The sequence below is a fragment of the Pseudoalteromonas sp. BSi20429 genome (assembly GCF_000238895.1).
Classification (GTDB): Bacteria; Pseudomonadota; Gammaproteobacteria; order Enterobacterales; family Alteromonadaceae; genus Pseudoalteromonas; species Pseudoalteromonas arctica.
In genome coordinates this window covers 119,350-137,091 of sequence record NZ_BADV01000075.1, presented here as the reverse complement: position 1 = coordinate 137,091, position 17,742 = coordinate 119,350, and the positions used below count along the sequence as shown (strand labels likewise).

The window sequence follows — 17,742 nt, the reverse complement described above, 5'->3', positions numbered from 1 at the left end:
AACTGGTAAGATGAGGTTGATGGGTTGAATTAATTATGGGTAGGAGCCGTTTTTATTGGGCTGGCAATAAAAAACTGTTGAGCTATAAATACTTTTTAAAATTTAAAATACAAATAAACCCATTAGATGTTAACTAAATTAACATTTAATGGGTGTATTATAAATTATGTACTACTTATTAGAACCTATACTTTAAAGCATGAAGCAATTTTGTTTTTATAAGTAATTGGTATAAAAAAAGAAGTGCTAAAAATAAGTGTTAAAATTTAATTTTTCCAACAAGCATATCTTTAAACATTACCCAATCTCCCCATAAACTGTAAAAAGGGTGTTTAAAAGTAGCAGGGCGGTTTTTTTCAAAAAAGAAATGTCCGACCCACGCAAACCCATATCCAATAACAGGTAATAGCCACAATAAACTGTAGTGTTGTTTTAATAATGCTATTGCGATTACAGCAAGAACGAGGGTGCTTCCTATAAAATGTAAGCGGCGGCAAGTCACGTTGCGGTGCTCTTTTAAATAATAAGGATAGAAAGCTTTAAAGCTTTTAAACGTGGGGTTTGTACTTTGCATAGTGTGCTCTTTTATTGTTTTTTATTTTAATGAGGGTCGTGCTATTAAAGCGTAAGTTTACATTTGTTTACAGCGATAAATGGCGCTTAACGCATCTAAATAGACAAAAGGGCTAAAAGTTAATAACTTAGGCGCACTATTAATAAATAAGAATGGAACTCAGGATGTTTAAACATACTCTAGCGTGTGCTGTAATTGTAGCGCTTAGCGGCTGTTCAGAGCCAACTAATACGGTAACTCAAGAAGAAGTAAAAGCACCTATGAAGCAAGTTAACGCAGTTATATACCCAGAAACAAAAAAAGGCGATGTGGTTGACACTTACTTTGAAGAAACCGTTAGTGACCCATATCGTTGGCTTGAAGATGATATGAGCAGAGAAACTGCCGATTGGGTTAAAACGCAAAACAATTTAACGTTTTCTTATTTAGAACAAATTCCTTATCGCGATAAGTTAAAACAGCGCCTTGAAAAACTAATGAATTACGAAAAAGTAGGCGCTCCTTTTACTGAAGGCGATTACACCTATTTTTATAAAAACGATGGTCTGCAAAATCAATATGTTTTATATCGCAGTAAAGATGGCGGCGACGTTGAAGTATTTTTAGATCCAAACAAGTTTAGTGAAGATGGTACGACGTCTATGTCGGGTTTATCGTTTTCAAAAGATGGGTCATTACTCGCGTATCAAATATCTGAAGGTGGTAGCGATTGGCGCAAAATTATAGTTATTGATGCACATACTAAAGAGCAAGTTGAAGAAGCGCTTGTTGACGTTAAATTTAGTGGCATTGATTGGTTAGGCAACGAAGGTTTTTATTATTCAAGTTACGAAAAACCTAAAGGCAGTGAGCTTTCGGCTAAAACAGATCAGCATAAAGCGTATTACCATAAGCTAGGTACTGCTCAGTCTGCTGACCGTGTTGTATTTGGTGAAACTGATGAGCAAAAACATCGCTATGTAGGTGCTGATGTAACCCATGACGGCCACTACTTACTTATTTCAGCTAGTACGTCTACTTCAGGCAATAAGCTGTTTATAAAAGATTTAACAAAAGAAAACAGTGAGTTTGTAACGGTTGTTGGAAATACTGATTCAGATACATCGGTTATTGATAACGAAGGCAGCAAGCTGTTTTTAGTTACTAACCTTAATGCACCAAACAAGAAAGTAGTGACGGTTGATGCAAGTAACCCAAGCCCTGAAAATTGGGTTGATTTAATTCCTGAAACCAAAAACGTACTAAACCTTACAAAAGGTGGCGATACCTTTTTTGCTAACTACATGGTTGATGCGATTTCGCAGGTAAAACAGTACAACAAAAAAGGCGATCTAATTCGCGAAATTACATTACCAGGCGTGGGTACTGCACGTGGTTTTGGCGGTAAAAAAGATCAAACAACGCTTTATTATTCGTTCACTAACTACAAAACACCAGGTACTACTTATACGTTTGATGTAACTACGGGTGAATCGGGTGTTTATCGTAAGTCGGCTATTGATTTTAATAGTGATGATTACACGTCTGAGCAAGTGTTTTACACATCAAAAGACGGCACTAAAATACCGATGGTAATTACCTATAAAACAGGCATTAAGCTTGATGGTTCAAACCCTACTATTTTATACGGTTACGGTGGTTTTAATATTAGTTTAACGCCAAGCTTTAGCCCCGTTAATGCAGTATGGCTTGAGCAAGGTGGTGTGTACGCCGTTGCTAATATTCGCGGTGGTGGTGAGTACGGTAAAGACTGGCACAATGCCGGCACTAAATTGCAAAAGCAAAATGTGTTTGACGACTTTATTGCGGCAGCTGAGTACTTAAAAGATAAAAAGTACACGTCTAAAAAGCGTTTAGCGCTTCGCGGTGGATCTAACGGTGGCTTGTTAGTTGGTGCAGTGATGACGCAGCGCCCTGACTTATTTCAGGTGGCACTACCTGCTGTAGGTGTACTTGATATGCTGCGCTACCATACATTTACTGCGGGTGCTGGTTGGGCATACGACTACGGTACCAGTGAGCAAAGCAAAGAAATGTTTGAATACATTAAAGGTTATTCACCACTTCATAATGTAAAAGCAGGTGTTGAGTATCCAGCGACTATGATTACAACCGGCGATCATGATGACCGCGTTGTCCCTTCGCATTCGTTTAAGTTTGCCGCTGAGCTTCAAGCAAAGCAAACGGGTAATAACCCAACGCTTATTCGCATAGAAACCAATGCGGGGCATGGTGCAGGTACTCCAACGAGTAAAACAATTGAGCAGTACGCTGATATATTTGGTTTTACGCTATATAACATGGGCGTAGAGTCGTTATAAAAGCGCTTTAACAAAATAGCTAACTTTAATAGCTGAGCAAAAAGGCCGAGTAAATTAAATTTACTCGGCCTTTTTAATGTTTGCTAGTTAGTTATACCAATCTGCTTATATATGGGGTCTATTTAACGTTAAGAAAATTACGCTAGAACTAGGCAAAAATTTTTGTATCTAGTTGTTCTAAATAAAAAATTTTTAACGACGTTATAGTGCAATTTAATTCGTTAAATTGATCAAAGATTTATGCAGGTTGGTATTATTGCATAGGTGAAAACAATCGTTGATACGTTTTATAAGCGTACTCGTCGGTCATTCCGCTTAAGTAATCGCAAATTATACGCATACCTTGGTTTTGCTTTTGTGCTTCTATGTATTGTGCTTGTGTTGTTTCGGGTAATAAACGCAGCGGATCGCTAGCAAACGCGGTAAATAACTCTATTAGTAAGTTTTGACCTTTGAACTCTATTTGCTGCATTTCGGGGTCACGTATTAAACGTTGAAACACAAAATGCTTAAATATTTGCAATACATTGTCGTATTGGGCATCTAATTTAGCGGTGTACTTTAAAATAGGGCATTCAAAGTCATCGTTTTGAATATCTAAATGTATATGAATAATAAAGGTATTAACCAGCTCACCTATGGCATCTTTTCGCTCATAATCATTTTTTGAAAACAAACGCTGGGTAAGCGACTCAAGCATGGTGTTTAACCAGTCAAAGTTTAGTGCTTTTAAGTGAGGTAGAGCATGAGTTTGCCAATCGTCTAACGTAAGTACATGTGTTGCAATGGCATCTTCTAAGTCGTGTACCGCGTATGCTATATCGTCGGCATGCTCCATTATGGCGCTGTCGAGCGATTTATATGTTGTTTTAGCGCGGTACTTATCAATAGCGGCATGGTTACCCAGCAACGTTTTATCGTTTTGACTCAGTGGTTCTACTATCCAATTGAATATAGCTGCATCGTCGTTGTACAACCCTTTGGCAGGTCGCCAATCATCTGCTTTTATAAATGCACGACCGGTTGTATCGTCGGGAATGGTATGCCAAAGCGTATTAATAAACGCGGGGTATTTTATAAAACCTAATAAAGTACGACGAGTTAGGTTCATCCCGTGCCCATTACTGTAGGGCTCAAGTTTTGCAACTATGCGCAGTGTTTGTGCGTTACCTTCAAAACCACCGTGATCGCGCATCATGTAATTTAGCGCTATTTCACCACCATGGCCAAAAGGTGGATGGCCAATATCGTGCGCCAAACACAGTGTTTCTAGCAGTCCGGTTGATGGAAAGTGCGTAAAGTCGCTATGTTGCGCTTTTAAGTGGCGCAATATGCCAGTACCAATTTGCGATACTTCTAAAGAGTGGGTAAGGCGAGTGCGGTAAAAGTCGTTTAGGCCAATGCCCATAATTTGGGTTTTAGCTTGCAAACGCCTAAATGCAGCTGCATGAATAATACGCGAACGATCGACCTGCCACGGCGAGCGGTTATCGTTAGGACGATGTTTATATTGCTCTATTATTCGGCTTTGCCATTGTTTATCCATACTGCTTACTCACACATAGTTAATATTATTAAACTTTGCCCAGTATACCCATGGACTTATAAATTGCGAATGAACAAATGCACTACATAGGCTCTGTTTTATCTAAAATTCAAATACACTGCTGAAAATTCAACCGTAAAAGGTCATCAAACCCCAGTTATTCGCGTTTATAAAGTGGCTTAGGTATAATGCGCCTTCGTATGCTTGTGTATTAACCATGCATAACTAAGTTTGATAGAGAGAATACATGTTAAAAACGATTTTTAAGCTTTTACTAACCGTGTTTTTTGTATGGGCGCTTGCATATCCGTTTATACAAAATGATGATGTTGATTTAGACGAGCAAACGTCAGAACAACCAAAAAAAGTGAAGAAAAAAGAAAAACCATTACATAATGTAAAACTTCCAAAGTTTTCAGAATTTAGTGATGTTAAAGAAAAAAAACATGCATTTTTTAGCTTTATTCGTCCGCACGTTGAAGCCGAGAATAAAAAAATATTACAGCAACGCGCTAAGCTCGAAATAGCACGCATGATGTTACAAAACGAATTACCTTTAGAAAAAAAGCAAAACAAAGATATTGCTAAAATTTTAAAGTCGTATGACTTACCGACCACAGTTGATACGCTAATACTTACGCAAGCACTACGCCGTGTTGATATAATTCCTAAAGAATTAGCGCTTATGCAAGCTGCAAACGAATCTGCATGGGGCACTTCGCGTTTTGCACGTATTGGCCTTAACTTTTTTGGTCAGTGGTGTTACACAAAAGGTTGTGGCATGGTGCCAAAACGCCGTAATACCGGGGCTGCGCACGAAGTTGCTGCGTTTAAATCAGTAAGAGCTGCTATAAACTCTTATTTTAAAAACATAAATACGCATCCTGCTTATAAAGATTTGCGCGCAATACGTGAAAACTTACGTCTTGAGCAAAAACCAATTTTAGCGACTGAACTTACACATGGTTTAATGTCTTACTCTGAGCGCGGTGAAGCGTATATAGAAGAGTTAAACACGATGATTAGCCAAAATAGAGCCTACTTTGATGAATAAATACATTTTTAATTGTACCAACGCTATTGTGTTAGTACTGCTGAGCATTAGTGCGTTTAATGTAAATGCGAGAGAATTTGTGATGTCGTATGACGGTTTTTACGACCGCTTAAAAATTGTTAACAAAGGCGATTTTCAATATGCGCGAGTTAACTTTTACATTAGTGATATTGGTACTAATGAAACATGTGCGATTAAAAGCGGTACTATTTTAACCGAAAGAAACGAGTATCCACTTAACTTTACCGATAAAGCACAATTACTATTGCCGTTCGATAAGCAGCTTGATACCGATAAAGCGGTCATTGTAGTAGAGCCGCTCAATCCTGTACACGATTGCCAATTAAAGCTACAAATAGAAGCAAACGAACTTGAAGGTTTAGCATTTTCAAAGCAGTCGTTATATACCATTAACGAAGAACTTGATGAGCTATTAACTGATTTGTCGGGCTTTTTTGTAAGTAAATTAATGTGGTTTTTATTACCAGAGCAAAAGGGCGTAGCAGTTACATTTAAAAGCCCAATGCAATTTGATGATGAAAATATAACGTGTGAAAAGTCAGTGTGTTATTTTGCAGTTGAAGATAGCTGGGAAGATGATAGCGCAGTGCTTGGCGATATATCGAACGTTATTAAAGTAACGCCTTGGATTGTTAAGTAGCTCACATACAAAAAGCGGCATTTAGCCGCTTTTTTTGTACCAAAATCAGTACTCGTTTTTAGTCTTTGGTTTTTATTTAATAAGTGGCGCTGATGAATCGCGCTGCATTAAAGTAGGTTCAAAAAAGCGGTTTATAACGAGGTTTTTATTTTGATATACGTCTTTAAGCACTAATTTAGCTGCCATTTCGCCCATTTTCCCGACCGGATTATCTATGGTCGTGAGTGTAGGGTATAGGTAGTTTGCAAAAATAACGTTATCAAATCCAACAATTGATAAATCAATTGGTAAGTTATAACCGTGCTCTCGTGCATACTTCATGGCACCGGAGGCCATTTCGTCATTGGCGCATACCAGTGCAGTAAAGCTAAGTTTTTCATCAATAAAATGTTTTAAGCCTTTACTACCGCCAGTTTCGTTAAAGTCGCCAATATAAAAAAGCGTAGAATCAAATTTAACACCAGCCTCTGTAAGCGCTTGTTTATGACCTTCTAAGCGGTTAAAAGCATCGGCTTTAAACTGCGGGCCTGCAATATACGCTATTTGTGTATGGCCTTGATTTAATATCGATTTAGTAGCTAGGTAGCCACCTAGTTGGTTATCTAGGCTGATACAGTTGTCTTTTAGTTGCTCTACGTAACGGCTCATTAAATAAACGGGTGTAGAGCCTTGGCTTAGTTTTATTAGGTAGTCGTCTGAGACGGCTTCTACGTGCAAAATAATGGCATCGCAGCGTCTGCTAATTAAAAATTCAATGCCTTCTTGTTCTTTGTCTTCTTCACTGTGTCCGGTGGTAATAATAACGTGTTTACCCGCAGCACGAAGCTCTGACTCAATACCTGCCATCATTTGGGCAAAGAAAGGACCATGTAACTCAGACACTAAAATACCGACACTGTTAGTACAGTTAGAGGCTAAAGATTGCGCTATTGAATTAGGCTTGTAGCCAAGCTGCGCCATAGCATCAAGCACTTTTTGTTTAGTTTTATCGCTTACACGGGTATTTTTGTTCATCACGCGAGAAACGGTGGCTAACGATACGCCCGCAAGCTCTGAGACTTGATAAATTGTTGCCATGTTATTTGTTCACTCGCTTATCCTTAACTACTTCGGCTAAATAATACCTTAGAGTATATATCTTAACTAGCTGTTAGTTTAGATTGAATATTTTCAACAACCTGATTAGTCAGTGTATATTTTTTCATTATGTAGGCAACAAATAATGAGCCAAAAGCAGGTAGTACAGTGAATGACAGTAAAATACCGTGTTGGGTATCAATAGTTTGTACTGCATCGGCCTGATAACTGTAAAAAGATAACAACCAGCCTGCAATTGCGCCGCCTACAGCCACGCCCATCTTAATAAAAAATATGACGCCTGAATAAACCAAACCCGTAATGCGTACACCTGTTTTTTCATGCCCGTAATCTATGGTGTCGGCCATTTTTGCCCACAACAACGGGGTTGCCATATCTAAAAAGAATTTCCATAAAATAAAGGCAGTAAATGCGAGTACTAATTGATCTTTACTAATAAAGTAACTAAAACCACAAATAGCGGCGGCAATAACTTGTAAGCTTATATAGGCCTTTATTTTACAAAAGCGCTTTGCAAGTGGTTGAGCTAAAGCACAACCTACCATGCTGGCTGCAACACCTAGCGTCATAAATAAAGTGATTAAATCGTCTCGACCTAAATAGTATTTTACGTAGTAAACAGCAAGCGTAAGCCTTAATACTTGCCCGGTAAGTAAAAAGAATGCAGCTAAGCAAAGTGTTCGCCATTGATCGTTTTTAATTAATGCTTTAACACTTTGGGCAAAAGGAATGTTTTGCTCTTTAGGCTGTTGTATACGCTCTTTTGTGCCTAAAAAACAAAGTAAAAACAGTACAAAGCCTAAAATGCTCATTGCAGTCATTGTGTATTGATAGCCCTTGGCGGCATCGCCTTGGCCAAAATACTCAACCATTGGCATAGTACAACCCGCTACTATTACGCCGCCTAGCATACCAAATACGAACCGGTAAGACTGAATAGTAACGCGCTCTTTTACATCAGCCGTAAGTACGCCGCCCAATGCACAATAAGGAATATTAATAGCGGTGTAGACAACCATAAGCAGAGTGTAAGTAGTAAAGGCATAAATTATTTTATCGGTGCCTTCTAAATCGAGCGTAGTGAACGCTAAAATACTAATAATGGCAAAAGGGAGGGCAAGCCAAAGTAAGTAGGGGCGAAAGTGGCCCCAGCGCGTATGTGTTTTATCAGCAAGGTTACCCATTAATGGATCGGTTACGGCATCAAAAATACGCACTGCTAAAAACATAGTACCTACAACAGCAGGCGATAAACCCACTACGTCTGTGTAGTACAGCATTAAAAACATCATAACTGTTTGAAAAATAATATTACTGGCGGTGTCGCCTAAGCCATACGCTATTTTTTCTTTTACACTGACCATGATTGTTTATCCCGCTTTATACTTGTTTTTAGTTATGGGTATACTTTTATCTTTTAGAGATGAGCTCTTTATAAGCTAAGCCACTATTTTTAATGGTGCGTTGCTGCGTCTTATAATCTACATACACAATACCAAAACGTTTTAAATAACCTTCTGCCCACTCAAAGTTATCCATTAAGCTCCAAGCAAAGTAGCCATCTATAACAACACCTTGTTCAATCGCATTATGAACCGCATTTAAGTGATCATTATAGTAATTTAAACGATCTAAGTCGTTAACTTCACCATTATTATATGTATCGGGCATGGCTGCGCCATTTTCTGTTATATAAATAGGCGGTAGGGTGTATGTTTTATTTAGCGATACGAGCAAGTCGGTGAACGATTGCGGATAAATTTCCCATCCCATATCAGTCAACGGACCCGTTGGTGCAATGGGTTCATAAATGTCAGTAGGATGCGCCTTATAAACTTGGCGGGTATAAAAGTTAATGCCTAAGTAATCAATTGGCTGAGAAATTAATTCCATATCACCAGGGTGTATGTCTGGTAAATGATCGCTTGGTAATTGGTTAATTATATCGGGGTACTTACCATCCATTATTGGTTTCATGTACCACTGATTTAAGTAGTCATCAGCGTATTTGGCACTGTCTATGTCTTGTTGATTATCGGTAAGTGGATATGCGGGTGTAAAGTTAAGCACAATGCCGTTTTGAGTATTAGGCGATGTTTTATTTAGCACGTTCATGGCCAGACCATGAGCGAGTAATAAGTGATGAGCTGCTTTTTTACCATACTGCTTGCCGACTAGGCCTGGGGCATGTATGCCAATTTCGTAACCCAAAAACGCGCTGCAAAAGGGTTCGTTTAATGTAGCGTACGAATACACTCGAGTTCCAAATGCGTTAGTAATTAGTTCTACGTATTGCTCAAATGCGTAAGCAGTTTTTCTGTTGAGCCAGCCGCCTTCATCTTCAAGGTGTTGCGGTAAATCCCAGTGGTACAAAGTAACAAAGGCTTTTATATTTTTTTGTTTTAGCTCATCTAAAATATCAGTATAAAACTTAACGCCTACAGGATTTAACTTTCCGTCTTGAGTCATCACGCGAGGCCATGAAATAGAAAGCCTGTAAGCATCAACACCTAGAGACTCTATTAAATCTATGTCTTGTTGCCAATTATTGTAATGATCGCAGGCAATATGACCATGTGAATTGTCAGCAATTTTACCTGCAGTACTACAAAAGGTATCCCAAATACACGGTAAGCGATGCTCATATCCGCCCTCTATCTGAAATGATGCTGTAGCTACACCATAAACAAAGTCTTTTGTTAATAGAGGTGAATTAAATGGTAATGATATTTTTGTCATTGGTTACAAACCTTTTTGAGAACTTAATTGCACGCTTAGCGCTTATTTTTACTGACTTTCAGCGGGTACAAAACATTATTAAAAATAAAAGTTGTTGAAATATGTAACATGTTCGTATTTAATTAGCCGTGAAAGCGCTTACATTTTTAGATTAATGTTAATTAATCTTCAGGTCAACTCTTAAATACTGCGCCTTAGCGGGGGTTGTATTAATTACTTACTGAAGATCAATTTATAATAATAAATTGCGGAGAGCACATGGCTAGTTCAGCACCACTGACATCACACACACAGTCGCAAAACCACCAAGATAAAAACTATGGTTTTGCACTTACATCTTTAACTTCATTGTTTTTTATGTGGGGTTTTATTACCTGCTTAAATGATATTTTGATTCCGCATTTAAAAGCGGTTTTCGATTTAACGTATGTACAAGCAATGCTTGTGCAGTTTTGCTTTTTTGGCGCTTACTTTTTAATGTCACTCCCTAGTGGACACATTGTTAAAAAGCTTGGTTATAAAAAAGGAATCGTGGTTGGGCTTTTAATTGCGGCAGTAGGGTGTGTCTTATTTTACCCTGCAGCGTCTTTACATAGTTATCCTGTATTTTTATTCGCTTTATTTGTACTTGCCAGTGGCATAACGTTATTACAAGTATCTGCAAATCCTTATGTAAGTTTGTTGGGTTCAGCAAAAACAGCGTCGTCTCGTTTAACGCTTACTCAAGCTTTTAACGCGTTAGGCACTACGGTTGCGCCATCATTTGGTGCTCTGTTAATTCTGGACTCAGCGTCAGAAGCTTTTTTAACACCTGCACAAAATGCAGAGTCAGTTCAACTTCCTTACCTCCTTTTAGCTGCAATGCTTATTTTACTAGCCGGTATTTTTGCATGGCTTAAATTACCAGACATTATGAGCGAGCAAAAAGTAGAAGCCGAAAAATCAGAGGCAATTGAAGGCAGTGCTTGGCAGTATCGCCATCTTGTATTAGGTGCTGTGGGTATATTTATGTACGTTGGCGCAGAAGTGGCAATTGGTAGCTTTTTAGTAAGCTTTTTAGCACAAGAAAATATAGCAGGGCTAAAAGAGCATGCTGCAGCTCATTACATCACTTATTATTTTGGTGGTGCTATGGTTGGGCGTTTTATTGGTGCTGCTGTAATGCAAAAATTACCTGCTGGTAAAGTACTTGGCTTTAACGCAACCATGGCTATTATTTTAGTCGTTATTGCCATGAGCACGTCGGGTCAATTAGCAATGTGGTCAATACTATTGGTTGGTTTATTTAATTCTATTATGTTCCCCACTATTTTTAGTTTAGCGTTAAATGGACTTGGCAAACATACAGCTCAAGGCTCTGGTATTTTGTGTTTGGCGATTGTGGGTGGTGCAATAGTGCCACTTTTACAAGGTGCACTTGCTGATAGTGTGGGTGTTCAACTTTCGTATGTTTTACCTATTTTATGTTACATATTTATCGTGTTCTATGGTTTAAGCGGTAGTAAACCAGTTCAAGCGCAGGAGACTCTATAATGAAAACCCCTTTTACACTTAATAAAATAGCCTTAGCAACATTAATTGCATCAGTAGGTACTTTATCGGCTTGTTCAAACGACGCAGTGACATCGGTTGAAAGTAATGAAACGTTATCTAAAACAGCGCAAATTTGGCCAAAACTTAATATTGCTGTTAAAAAAGATGCCGATATTGAAGCTAAAATAGTTAACTATTTAAAAGCCATGACACTTGAGCAAAAGGTTGCTCAAATGATTCAGCCAGAAATTCGTGATATTACCGTTGAAGACATGCGTAAATATGGCTTTGGTTCATATCTTAATGGCGGTGGAGCATTCCCTAATGGCGACAAACATGCAACACCAATGGACTGGGTAGCCTTAGCTGAGAGCTTTTATCAAGCTTCTGTCGATGACTCACTTGATGGTAGTAGTATCCCAACTATGTGGGGCACCGATGCAGTACATGGTCATAATAACGTAATTGGCGCGACGCTTTTTCCACATAATATTGGTTTAGGCGCGGCTAATAACCCAGATTTAATAGAGAAAATAGCGTCGATTACCGCAGTAGAGGTAATGGCTACGGGTATTGATTGGGTATTTGCACCCACAGTTGCCGTAGTGCGCGACGATCGCTGGGGCAGAACGTACGAAGGCTACTCTGAAGATCCAAAGATTGTTCACGATTACTCAGCAGCGATTGTAAATGGATTGCAAGGTAAAGCCGATGGCGACTTTTTGAGTGATAAGCGTGTTATTAGCACGGTTAAACACTTTATTGGCGACGGTGGCACCGTTGATGGGGATGATCAGGGAAATAATATAGATAGCGAGCAGTCGCTATTTGATATTCATGCCCAAGGTTATGTAGGTGGTTTGTCTGCGGGCAGCCAATCGGTCATGGCGTCTTTTAATAGCTGGAATGGCGTTAAAAATCACGGCAATAAATATTTACTTACTGATGTATTAAAAACACGAATGGGTTTTGATGGATTCGTAGTAGGCGATTGGAACGGTCACGGTCAAATTGAAGGCTGTACTAACGAAAGTTGTGCACAAGCCGTTAATGCTGGCCTTGATATTTTCATGGTCCCAACAGGTGCCTGGAAGCCTCTTTATAACAATACAATTGCGCAAGTTAAGTCAGGCGAAATTAGTATGTCGCGTATTGATGACGCAGTGAGCAGAATATTACGCGTAAAACTTCGCGCTGGTTTATTTGATAAACCAAGTCCGGCTAAGCGTCTTTACTCGGGTAAAACAGAACTTATTGGCGCGCAAGAGCATCGCGAAGTCGCACGCCAAGCTGTGCGCGAATCGCTTGTATTACTCAAAAATAAAAATAACCTATTACCTATCGCAGCTAATCAACGCGTACTTGTTGCAGGTGATGGTGCTGATAATATAGGTAAACAGTCGGGTGGTTGGAGTATTACGTGGCAGGGGACTAATAACAAAAATGCTGATTTTCCTGGTGCTACTTCGATATATAAAGGGCTTGAAGAACAAATATCTGCAGCAGGTGGAAGTGTTACTTTAAGTGCTGATGGTACGTTTGATCAACGTCCTGATGTTGCCATTGTTGTATTTGGTGAAGAACCTTACGCAGAAGGGCACGGCGATAAAGATAACCTTGAGTTTGAACGCGGAAATAAAAAGTCATTAGCACTTTTAAACTCGCTAAAAGAGCAAGGTATTCCTGTTGTATCGGTGTTTATTTCAGGTCGACCTATGTGGGTTAACAGCGAACTTAACGCATCAGATGCGTTTGTAGCTGCATGGTTGCCAGGTACAGAAGGTGCAGGTATTGCTGATGTTTTATTAAAAGCGGCAGACGGCACCATTCAAAATAACTTTAAAGGTAAATTATCGTTTTCTTGGCCTAAATCAGCGGTACAAACTGCGGTTAATAAAGGCGATGAAAATTACGACCCATTACTTCCTTATGGTTTTGGTTTAACGTACGGCGATAAAAACGTGTTAGCTGACGACCTTGATGAAGACTCTAAACTTGATAACTCAGGGCTTACGAGTATGGATATACTTGTTGGTGCACCTGTAGCACCATGGCGCTTATTGTTAAAATCGGGCAATGAGCTTTTAGATGTATCGAGTAGTACTCATGAATTTGGTGCAATTAAATACCGAACTGAGGACAAAATAGTACAAGAAGACGCGCGCCAATTTAACTTTAGCGGTGCAGAAAAAGCCAGTGCTGAAATAGTAACAAGCTTTGCAGAAGATACCATTGCCTACGTTGAAGCCGATAGTGTGATTAGTTTTGATATTAAATTAAACGAAGCACTAACGAGCGATATAGCACTTGCTATTACTTGCTCGGGCGAATGTGGTGCAAGCATTGATTTAGCAAACGTAGTGGATAAAACCATTGAGAATAAATGGCAGTCAGTATCAATCGATTTAGGTTGTTTTGCTGATAAGGGTGTTAATTTTGCAAACCTAACAAGCCCATTTAGCTTACGCAGCAATGGTAAAGCATCAATTTCTGTGGCTAATATTCAGTTTGTGCCAAATAAAGCAGGCGAAGCTACACTGTCTTGTAAGTAGTTTATTAACTCTATTGTGTGTATACCAAAGCCCTTTGAATGAAGGGCTTTTTTTATATAGAGGATTAATACTAACCTGCATAAATACTTGAGCTAATTGATATAACTGAAAAGGAACAAGTCGCTATAAATACAAATGGTTACCACGTTTTTATTGGTGGGACCTTTTTTATAATTGCTTATAAAATAATTAGCACTGCATTAAGAGGTTTTTTTCGTCAAAGCTAACTACTTTATCTCTGCCGGTTTCTTTAGCAAGGTAAAGGCGTTTATCAGCCAACGACAGTAAGTCTTTTACACTCATTTTACCATTTACAGAGTGACTCACTCCCGCGCTCACAGATAGTTTTATATGCGCGTTTTGATAATAAAACGGATGCTTAGAAATATTTTCACGTAAGTGCTCTGCATATTCTTTAGCTGCTCGTAGGGAATAGTCTGGTAGTAATATTGCAAATTCTTCACCGCCTATTCTGGCGCTAATACCTTCATCAAAAAATTGCTCTTTTATGTGCTGCGCAATCCATTTAATTGCTTGATCGCCCGTATCGTGGCCGTACTTATCGTTTACATGCTTAAAAAAGTCGATATCTAGAATAATTATAGATACATCTATATTATTGTTATTAGGTTGTTTAAGGACTGCTTTGGCGTTATTAAAAAAACCTCTGCGATTAAATAACTGTGTCAGAGAGTCGGTATTGGCAAGGTTCGATAGCGTGTATTCACTATTAGAAAATAACAAAAATGGCAGTATAAGAGCACTCAGTGTGGCTAATAGTAAATGACTAATAAGCACAATTTGCAAAGGGGTTGCTACATCTTGAATACTCGAACTAAGTACCGGTATTGATAGAAATATAGCGTTTAAAAACATAACTCCACTGTGCACTAAAAAGCAGGTAATTAACGCCTTTTTCTGGGCTTTAGCAACAAAGCTCATGCTTTTGATTAAATACGCGGTGTAAATAAATAATCCGGCAATTACTAAACTCGTTAGCATTTTTGCTGCACCGAAAGGATAAATTGCCAATAACAATAAGCTAGAAAAACCAAATATGCAGTAAAGAGGCATTAAGCTAATATTTTGTACGTTTTTGTATTTATATAGTCCAACAATAATTAAAAGTGGGCTAGTAATCATTGAAACACTAGCTAAATAGTGGGTTATTAAAGGAAGATCTATGAATAAGCGCAAACATGCCAGTATTTCGGCTAATGCAAATGTGGCACAGGCTAAACCAAATAATAAAAAAGATGTTTGTTTTTTATATTTATAAATTGAGAGAAAAAATAGGCTTATGAATAAGTTAAGGATAAAAGAGAAGAAGATCACAGTAGGCAAATGAAACATGATTTATTCTCTTTATTATAAAATGATGAAATATATATTTAACTAACTGTTGTAATTATTATGTATTAATAAGAAAAGGTCAATTCAGTTAAAAGGATTGCTTTTTCAATTTTTATATTTTACCTCAAGAATTATTAACGCCCGCTAAACCAAACTCTCTAAAGCTAATTTAATATCAGGATGATGAAAACGATAATTATGAACGAGTGCTTTTTTAGGGACTACAAATTGCCCCGTTGTTAGTAAGTCTGACATTTCACCCATTAATAGTTTAAGTGCTGCAGTGGGGATAGGAATAAATGCAGGTCGAGAGAGCGCTTCGCCTAAGCTTTTACTAAATTGAGCATTGCTTACAGGGTTTGGTGCTGTTGCGTTAACAGGGCCAGATATTGATGGATGCTTAATAATAAAAAGTATTAGCTGAATCATATCGTCGATGTGTATCCACGACATTCCTTGCTCGCCATTACCAATTGGGCCGCCTAAACACAATTTAAAAGCGGGTAGCATTTTACTTAATGCTCCACCTTTTTTAGCTAAAACAATACCCGTGCGCAAAAGGCACACTCTGGTGTGTTCTGATTGCGCGAGTAGCGCTGCGTTTTCCCAGTCTTTACAAAGCTGGTGGCTAAATTCATCATTTGGGTTTTCAAAAGTTTCATCAATAGGGTTACTATTTTGTCGACCATAGAACCCAACGGCGCTTCCAGATATATAAGTATGCGGGGCAGTGCTACAAGCTTTAATAGCTTCACTAATTTGTTGTGTAACACCAATACGGCTGTCGCGTATTATTTGCTTTTGTTTGTCGCTCCAGCGTTTATTTACAATAGGTTCGCCAGCTAAATTAATAACAATATCAACAGTGTTAAAATCTACTGCATTGACATTGCTTACGGCTTTAACTTTATGGCCCAATAATACGTTTGCTTTAGTCGGATTTCGGCTAAGCACAGTAACAGTATTATGATGAAGTAAAAAAGGGCATAAGTGCTTACCAATTAATCCCGTCGCGCCAGTAACAAATATATGCATTATTAATCCTTACAATAAAATAGTAGCAAGTGATTAAAAAACATACTCGCTAGCAAACAGCTTTGCAAATTTATACGTAAAACAGGCTTTTATGATCACTTCGTAATTATTTCATTTAATTACCTTTTGCCTTACACTAAAGCCATATCATTAATAAAAGGATTAATAAATTGGCAAGTTTAACTGGAGTAAATAAAAGCTTAATAGTTTTTGCTTCCTTAGTGGTCGTACTCGCGGGGATAAAAGCGGCAAGTGTAATTATTATTCCGTTTATTTTGGCGGCGTTTATTGCCATTATTTGTAATCCGCTTATCAAGTTTTTTGCGCGCTACCGAATTCCTAAAGGCATTGCTGTTATGTTGGTAGTGCTTATCATAGTTGGCTTAGGTGTAAGCCTTGGCGGGCTTGTAGGGCAATCAATAAACGATTTTTCGCAGCAACTTCCTGAGTATAAAACACAACTCAAAGAAGAATTTGTATGGCTTGTAGATTTAGCATCTCAATACAACATACTGATTAATAAAGAGCAGTTAATCAATATGTTCGACCCAGGTAAAATGGTTGATGTAGCCACTAATATGCTCACCGGTTTAGGTGGCGTAATGGCAAACATGTTTTTAATTATTTTAACCGTTGTTTTTATGTTGTTTGAAGGGCCAATGCTGAGCAAAAAAATACACATGGCACTTGAAGATCCCGATAGCAAAATGAAGCAAATTGACCGCTTTTTAGAGTCTATTAATTCATATCTGGCAATTAAAACGCTAGTAAGTTTAGGTACGGGTATTATTGCTGCGTTTTACTTATGGATTTTAGACGTTGACTACTTTGTGCTGTGGGGGGTATTGGCATTTATGTTCAATTACATTCCTAATATTGGGTCAATTATTGCGGCTGTACCGGCTGTATTACTTGCGCTTATTACTCAAGGTCCGTTAATTGCGGGATTGGTTGCTGCAGGCTATTTAACAATAAATACGGTGATGGGCAATATTGTAGAGCCTAAGTTTTTGGGCAAAGGGCTGGGTCTTTCAACGCTAGTGGTATTTTTATCATTAATATTTTGGGGCTGGTTATTAGGTACTGTGGGTATGCTTTTATCTGTGCCATTAACTATGATTGTAAAAATAGGCTTAGAAGCCAGTGCTGAAGGTAAGTGGGTTGCCACCTTGCTAGGCAGTGGCGAAGACGTTGCTAAAAATAACTAACATTTATAACCATCAAGGGCTGTATAAATTATGGCCTTTGATAGTTAAATACTCGGTTACTAATACTA

13 protein-coding genes are annotated in these 17,742 nt (G+C 38.4%); 6 read left to right on the top strand and 7 right to left on the bottom strand.

What is annotated here, in order from left to right; all coding sequences use genetic code 11:
• Positions 1-259: 259 nt before the first annotated feature.
• Positions 260-574: a DUF962 domain-containing protein gene (locus tag P20429_RS05000; RefSeq protein ID WP_002959779.1), complete on the bottom strand. Its 315-nt coding sequence runs from the start codon at positions 572-574 to the stop codon at positions 260-262.
• Positions 575-738: 164 nt separating this feature from the next.
• On the opposite strand from P20429_RS05000, the gene P20429_RS05005 reads away from it, so the two are divergent.
• Positions 739-2,895 (top strand): prolyl oligopeptidase family protein, encoded by a 2,157-nt coding sequence (locus P20429_RS05005; protein WP_007585311.1) that lies wholly within the window; start codon positions 739-741, stop codon positions 2,893-2,895.
• A 253-nt stretch (positions 2,896-3,148) separates the two neighbouring features.
• Here P20429_RS05005 and P20429_RS05010 read toward each other — a convergent pair whose 3' ends face one another.
• Complete coding sequence (locus tag P20429_RS05010) at positions 3,149-4,441, bottom strand: anti-phage deoxyguanosine triphosphatase (protein ID WP_007585310.1); 1,293 nt, start codon at positions 4,439-4,441, stop codon at positions 3,149-3,151.
• A gap of 247 nt (positions 4,442-4,688) precedes the next feature.
• Here P20429_RS05010 and P20429_RS05015 point away from each other — a divergent pair, with 247 nt between their 5' ends.
• Together P20429_RS05015 and P20429_RS05020 are read left to right on the top strand one after the other, a co-directional pair.
• Positions 4,689-5,495, top strand: a complete 807-nt coding sequence (locus P20429_RS05015; protein WP_007585309.1) for a glucosaminidase domain-containing protein — start codon at positions 4,689-4,691, stop codon at positions 5,493-5,495.
• Positions 5,488-6,156, top strand: a complete 669-nt coding sequence (locus P20429_RS05020) for a DUF2987 domain-containing protein (RefSeq protein WP_007585308.1) — start codon at positions 5,488-5,490, stop codon at positions 6,154-6,156. The genes P20429_RS05015 and P20429_RS05020 overlap by 8 nt, the downstream gene beginning before the upstream one ends.
• A 72-nt stretch (positions 6,157-6,228) precedes the next feature.
• Here the strand turns inward: P20429_RS05020 and P20429_RS05025 are convergent, their stop codons facing one another.
• The 3 genes from P20429_RS05025 to P20429_RS05035 form a co-directional block, all read right to left on the bottom strand.
• A complete protein-coding gene (locus tag P20429_RS05025) occupies positions 6,229-7,233 on the bottom strand; it encodes a LacI family DNA-binding transcriptional regulator (RefSeq protein ID WP_007585306.1) in 1,005 nt (334 codons plus the stop codon).
• Positions 7,234-7,295: 62 nt separating this feature from the next.
• A complete protein-coding gene (locus P20429_RS05030; protein ID WP_007585305.1) occupies positions 7,296-8,618 on the bottom strand; it encodes a glycoside-pentoside-hexuronide (GPH):cation symporter in 1,323 nt (440 codons plus the stop codon).
• Between the two features lie 46 nt (positions 8,619-8,664).
• Positions 8,665-9,993, bottom strand: coding sequence for a GH1 family beta-glucosidase (locus P20429_RS05035; RefSeq protein ID WP_007585304.1), 1,329 nt, complete (start codon positions 9,991-9,993; stop codon positions 8,665-8,667).
• A gap of 258 nt (positions 9,994-10,251) precedes the next feature.
• Here P20429_RS05035 and P20429_RS05040 point away from each other — a divergent pair, with 258 nt between their 5' ends.
• Positions 10,252-11,526: a sugar MFS transporter gene (locus P20429_RS05040; RefSeq protein WP_007585293.1), complete on the top strand. Its 1,275-nt coding sequence runs from the start codon at positions 10,252-10,254 to the stop codon at positions 11,524-11,526.
• Entirely contained in the window at positions 11,526-14,078 is a 2,553-nt protein-coding gene (locus P20429_RS05045; protein ID WP_007585292.1) for an exo 1,3/1,4-beta-D-glucan glucohydrolase, read from the top strand. Before P20429_RS05040 ends, P20429_RS05045 begins: the two co-directional genes overlap by 1 nt.
• Before the next feature lie 189 nt (positions 14,079-14,267).
• On the opposite strand, the gene P20429_RS05050 is transcribed toward P20429_RS05045, so the two are convergent.
• Together P20429_RS05050 and P20429_RS05055 are read right to left on the bottom strand one after the other, a co-directional pair.
• Positions 14,268-15,221, bottom strand: a complete 954-nt coding sequence (locus tag P20429_RS05050) for a GGDEF domain-containing protein (protein ID WP_081473437.1) — start codon at positions 15,219-15,221, stop codon at positions 14,268-14,270.
• Positions 15,222-15,575: 354 nt separating this feature from the next.
• Positions 15,576-16,466 carry a TIGR01777 family oxidoreductase gene (locus tag P20429_RS05055; protein WP_007585281.1) on the bottom strand — a complete coding sequence of 297 codons (891 nt, stop codon included), beginning with the start codon at positions 16,464-16,466 and terminating at the stop codon, positions 15,576-15,578.
• 170 nt (positions 16,467-16,636) lie between these two features.
• Between P20429_RS05055 and P20429_RS05060 the strand changes: the two genes are divergently transcribed.
• Positions 16,637-17,674 carry an AI-2E family transporter gene (locus P20429_RS05060; RefSeq protein ID WP_007585280.1) on the top strand — a complete coding sequence of 346 codons (1,038 nt, stop codon included), beginning with the start codon at positions 16,637-16,639 and terminating at the stop codon, positions 17,672-17,674.
• Positions 17,675-17,742 lie beyond the last annotated feature (68 nt).

What these genes read in the sequence shown, in the direction of transcription:
- P20429_RS05000 (WP_002959779.1), bottom strand. Translation starts at nt 574, where the DNA reads ATGCAAAGTACAAACCCCACGTTTAAAAGCTTTAAAGCTTTCTATCCT.
- P20429_RS05005 (WP_007585311.1), top strand. Translation starts at nt 739, where the DNA reads ATGTTTAAACATACTCTAGCGTGTGCTGTAATTGTAGCGCTTAGCGGC.
- P20429_RS05010 (WP_007585310.1), bottom strand. Translation starts at nt 4,441, where the DNA reads ATGGATAAACAATGGCAAAGCCGAATAATAGAGCAATATAAACATCGT.
- P20429_RS05015 (WP_007585309.1), top strand. Translation starts at nt 4,689, where the DNA reads ATGTTAAAAACGATTTTTAAGCTTTTACTAACCGTGTTTTTTGTATGG.
- P20429_RS05020 (WP_007585308.1), top strand. Translation starts at nt 5,488, where the DNA reads ATGAATAAATACATTTTTAATTGTACCAACGCTATTGTGTTAGTACTG.
- P20429_RS05025 (WP_007585306.1), bottom strand. Translation starts at nt 7,233, where the DNA reads ATGGCAACAATTTATCAAGTCTCAGAGCTTGCGGGCGTATCGTTAGCC.
- P20429_RS05030 (WP_007585305.1), bottom strand. Translation starts at nt 8,618, where the DNA reads ATGGTCAGTGTAAAAGAAAAAATAGCGTATGGCTTAGGCGACACCGCC.
- P20429_RS05035 (WP_007585304.1), bottom strand. Translation starts at nt 9,993, where the DNA reads ATGACAAAAATATCATTACCATTTAATTCACCTCTATTAACAAAAGAC.
- P20429_RS05040 (WP_007585293.1), top strand. Translation starts at nt 10,252, where the DNA reads ATGGCTAGTTCAGCACCACTGACATCACACACACAGTCGCAAAACCAC.
- P20429_RS05045 (WP_007585292.1), top strand. Translation starts at nt 11,526, where the DNA reads ATGAAAACCCCTTTTACACTTAATAAAATAGCCTTAGCAACATTAATT.
- P20429_RS05050 (WP_081473437.1), bottom strand. Translation starts at nt 15,221, where the DNA reads ATGATTACTAGCCCACTTTTAATTATTGTTGGACTATATAAATACAAA.
- P20429_RS05055 (WP_007585281.1), bottom strand. Translation starts at nt 16,466, where the DNA reads ATGCATATATTTGTTACTGGCGCGACGGGATTAATTGGTAAGCACTTA.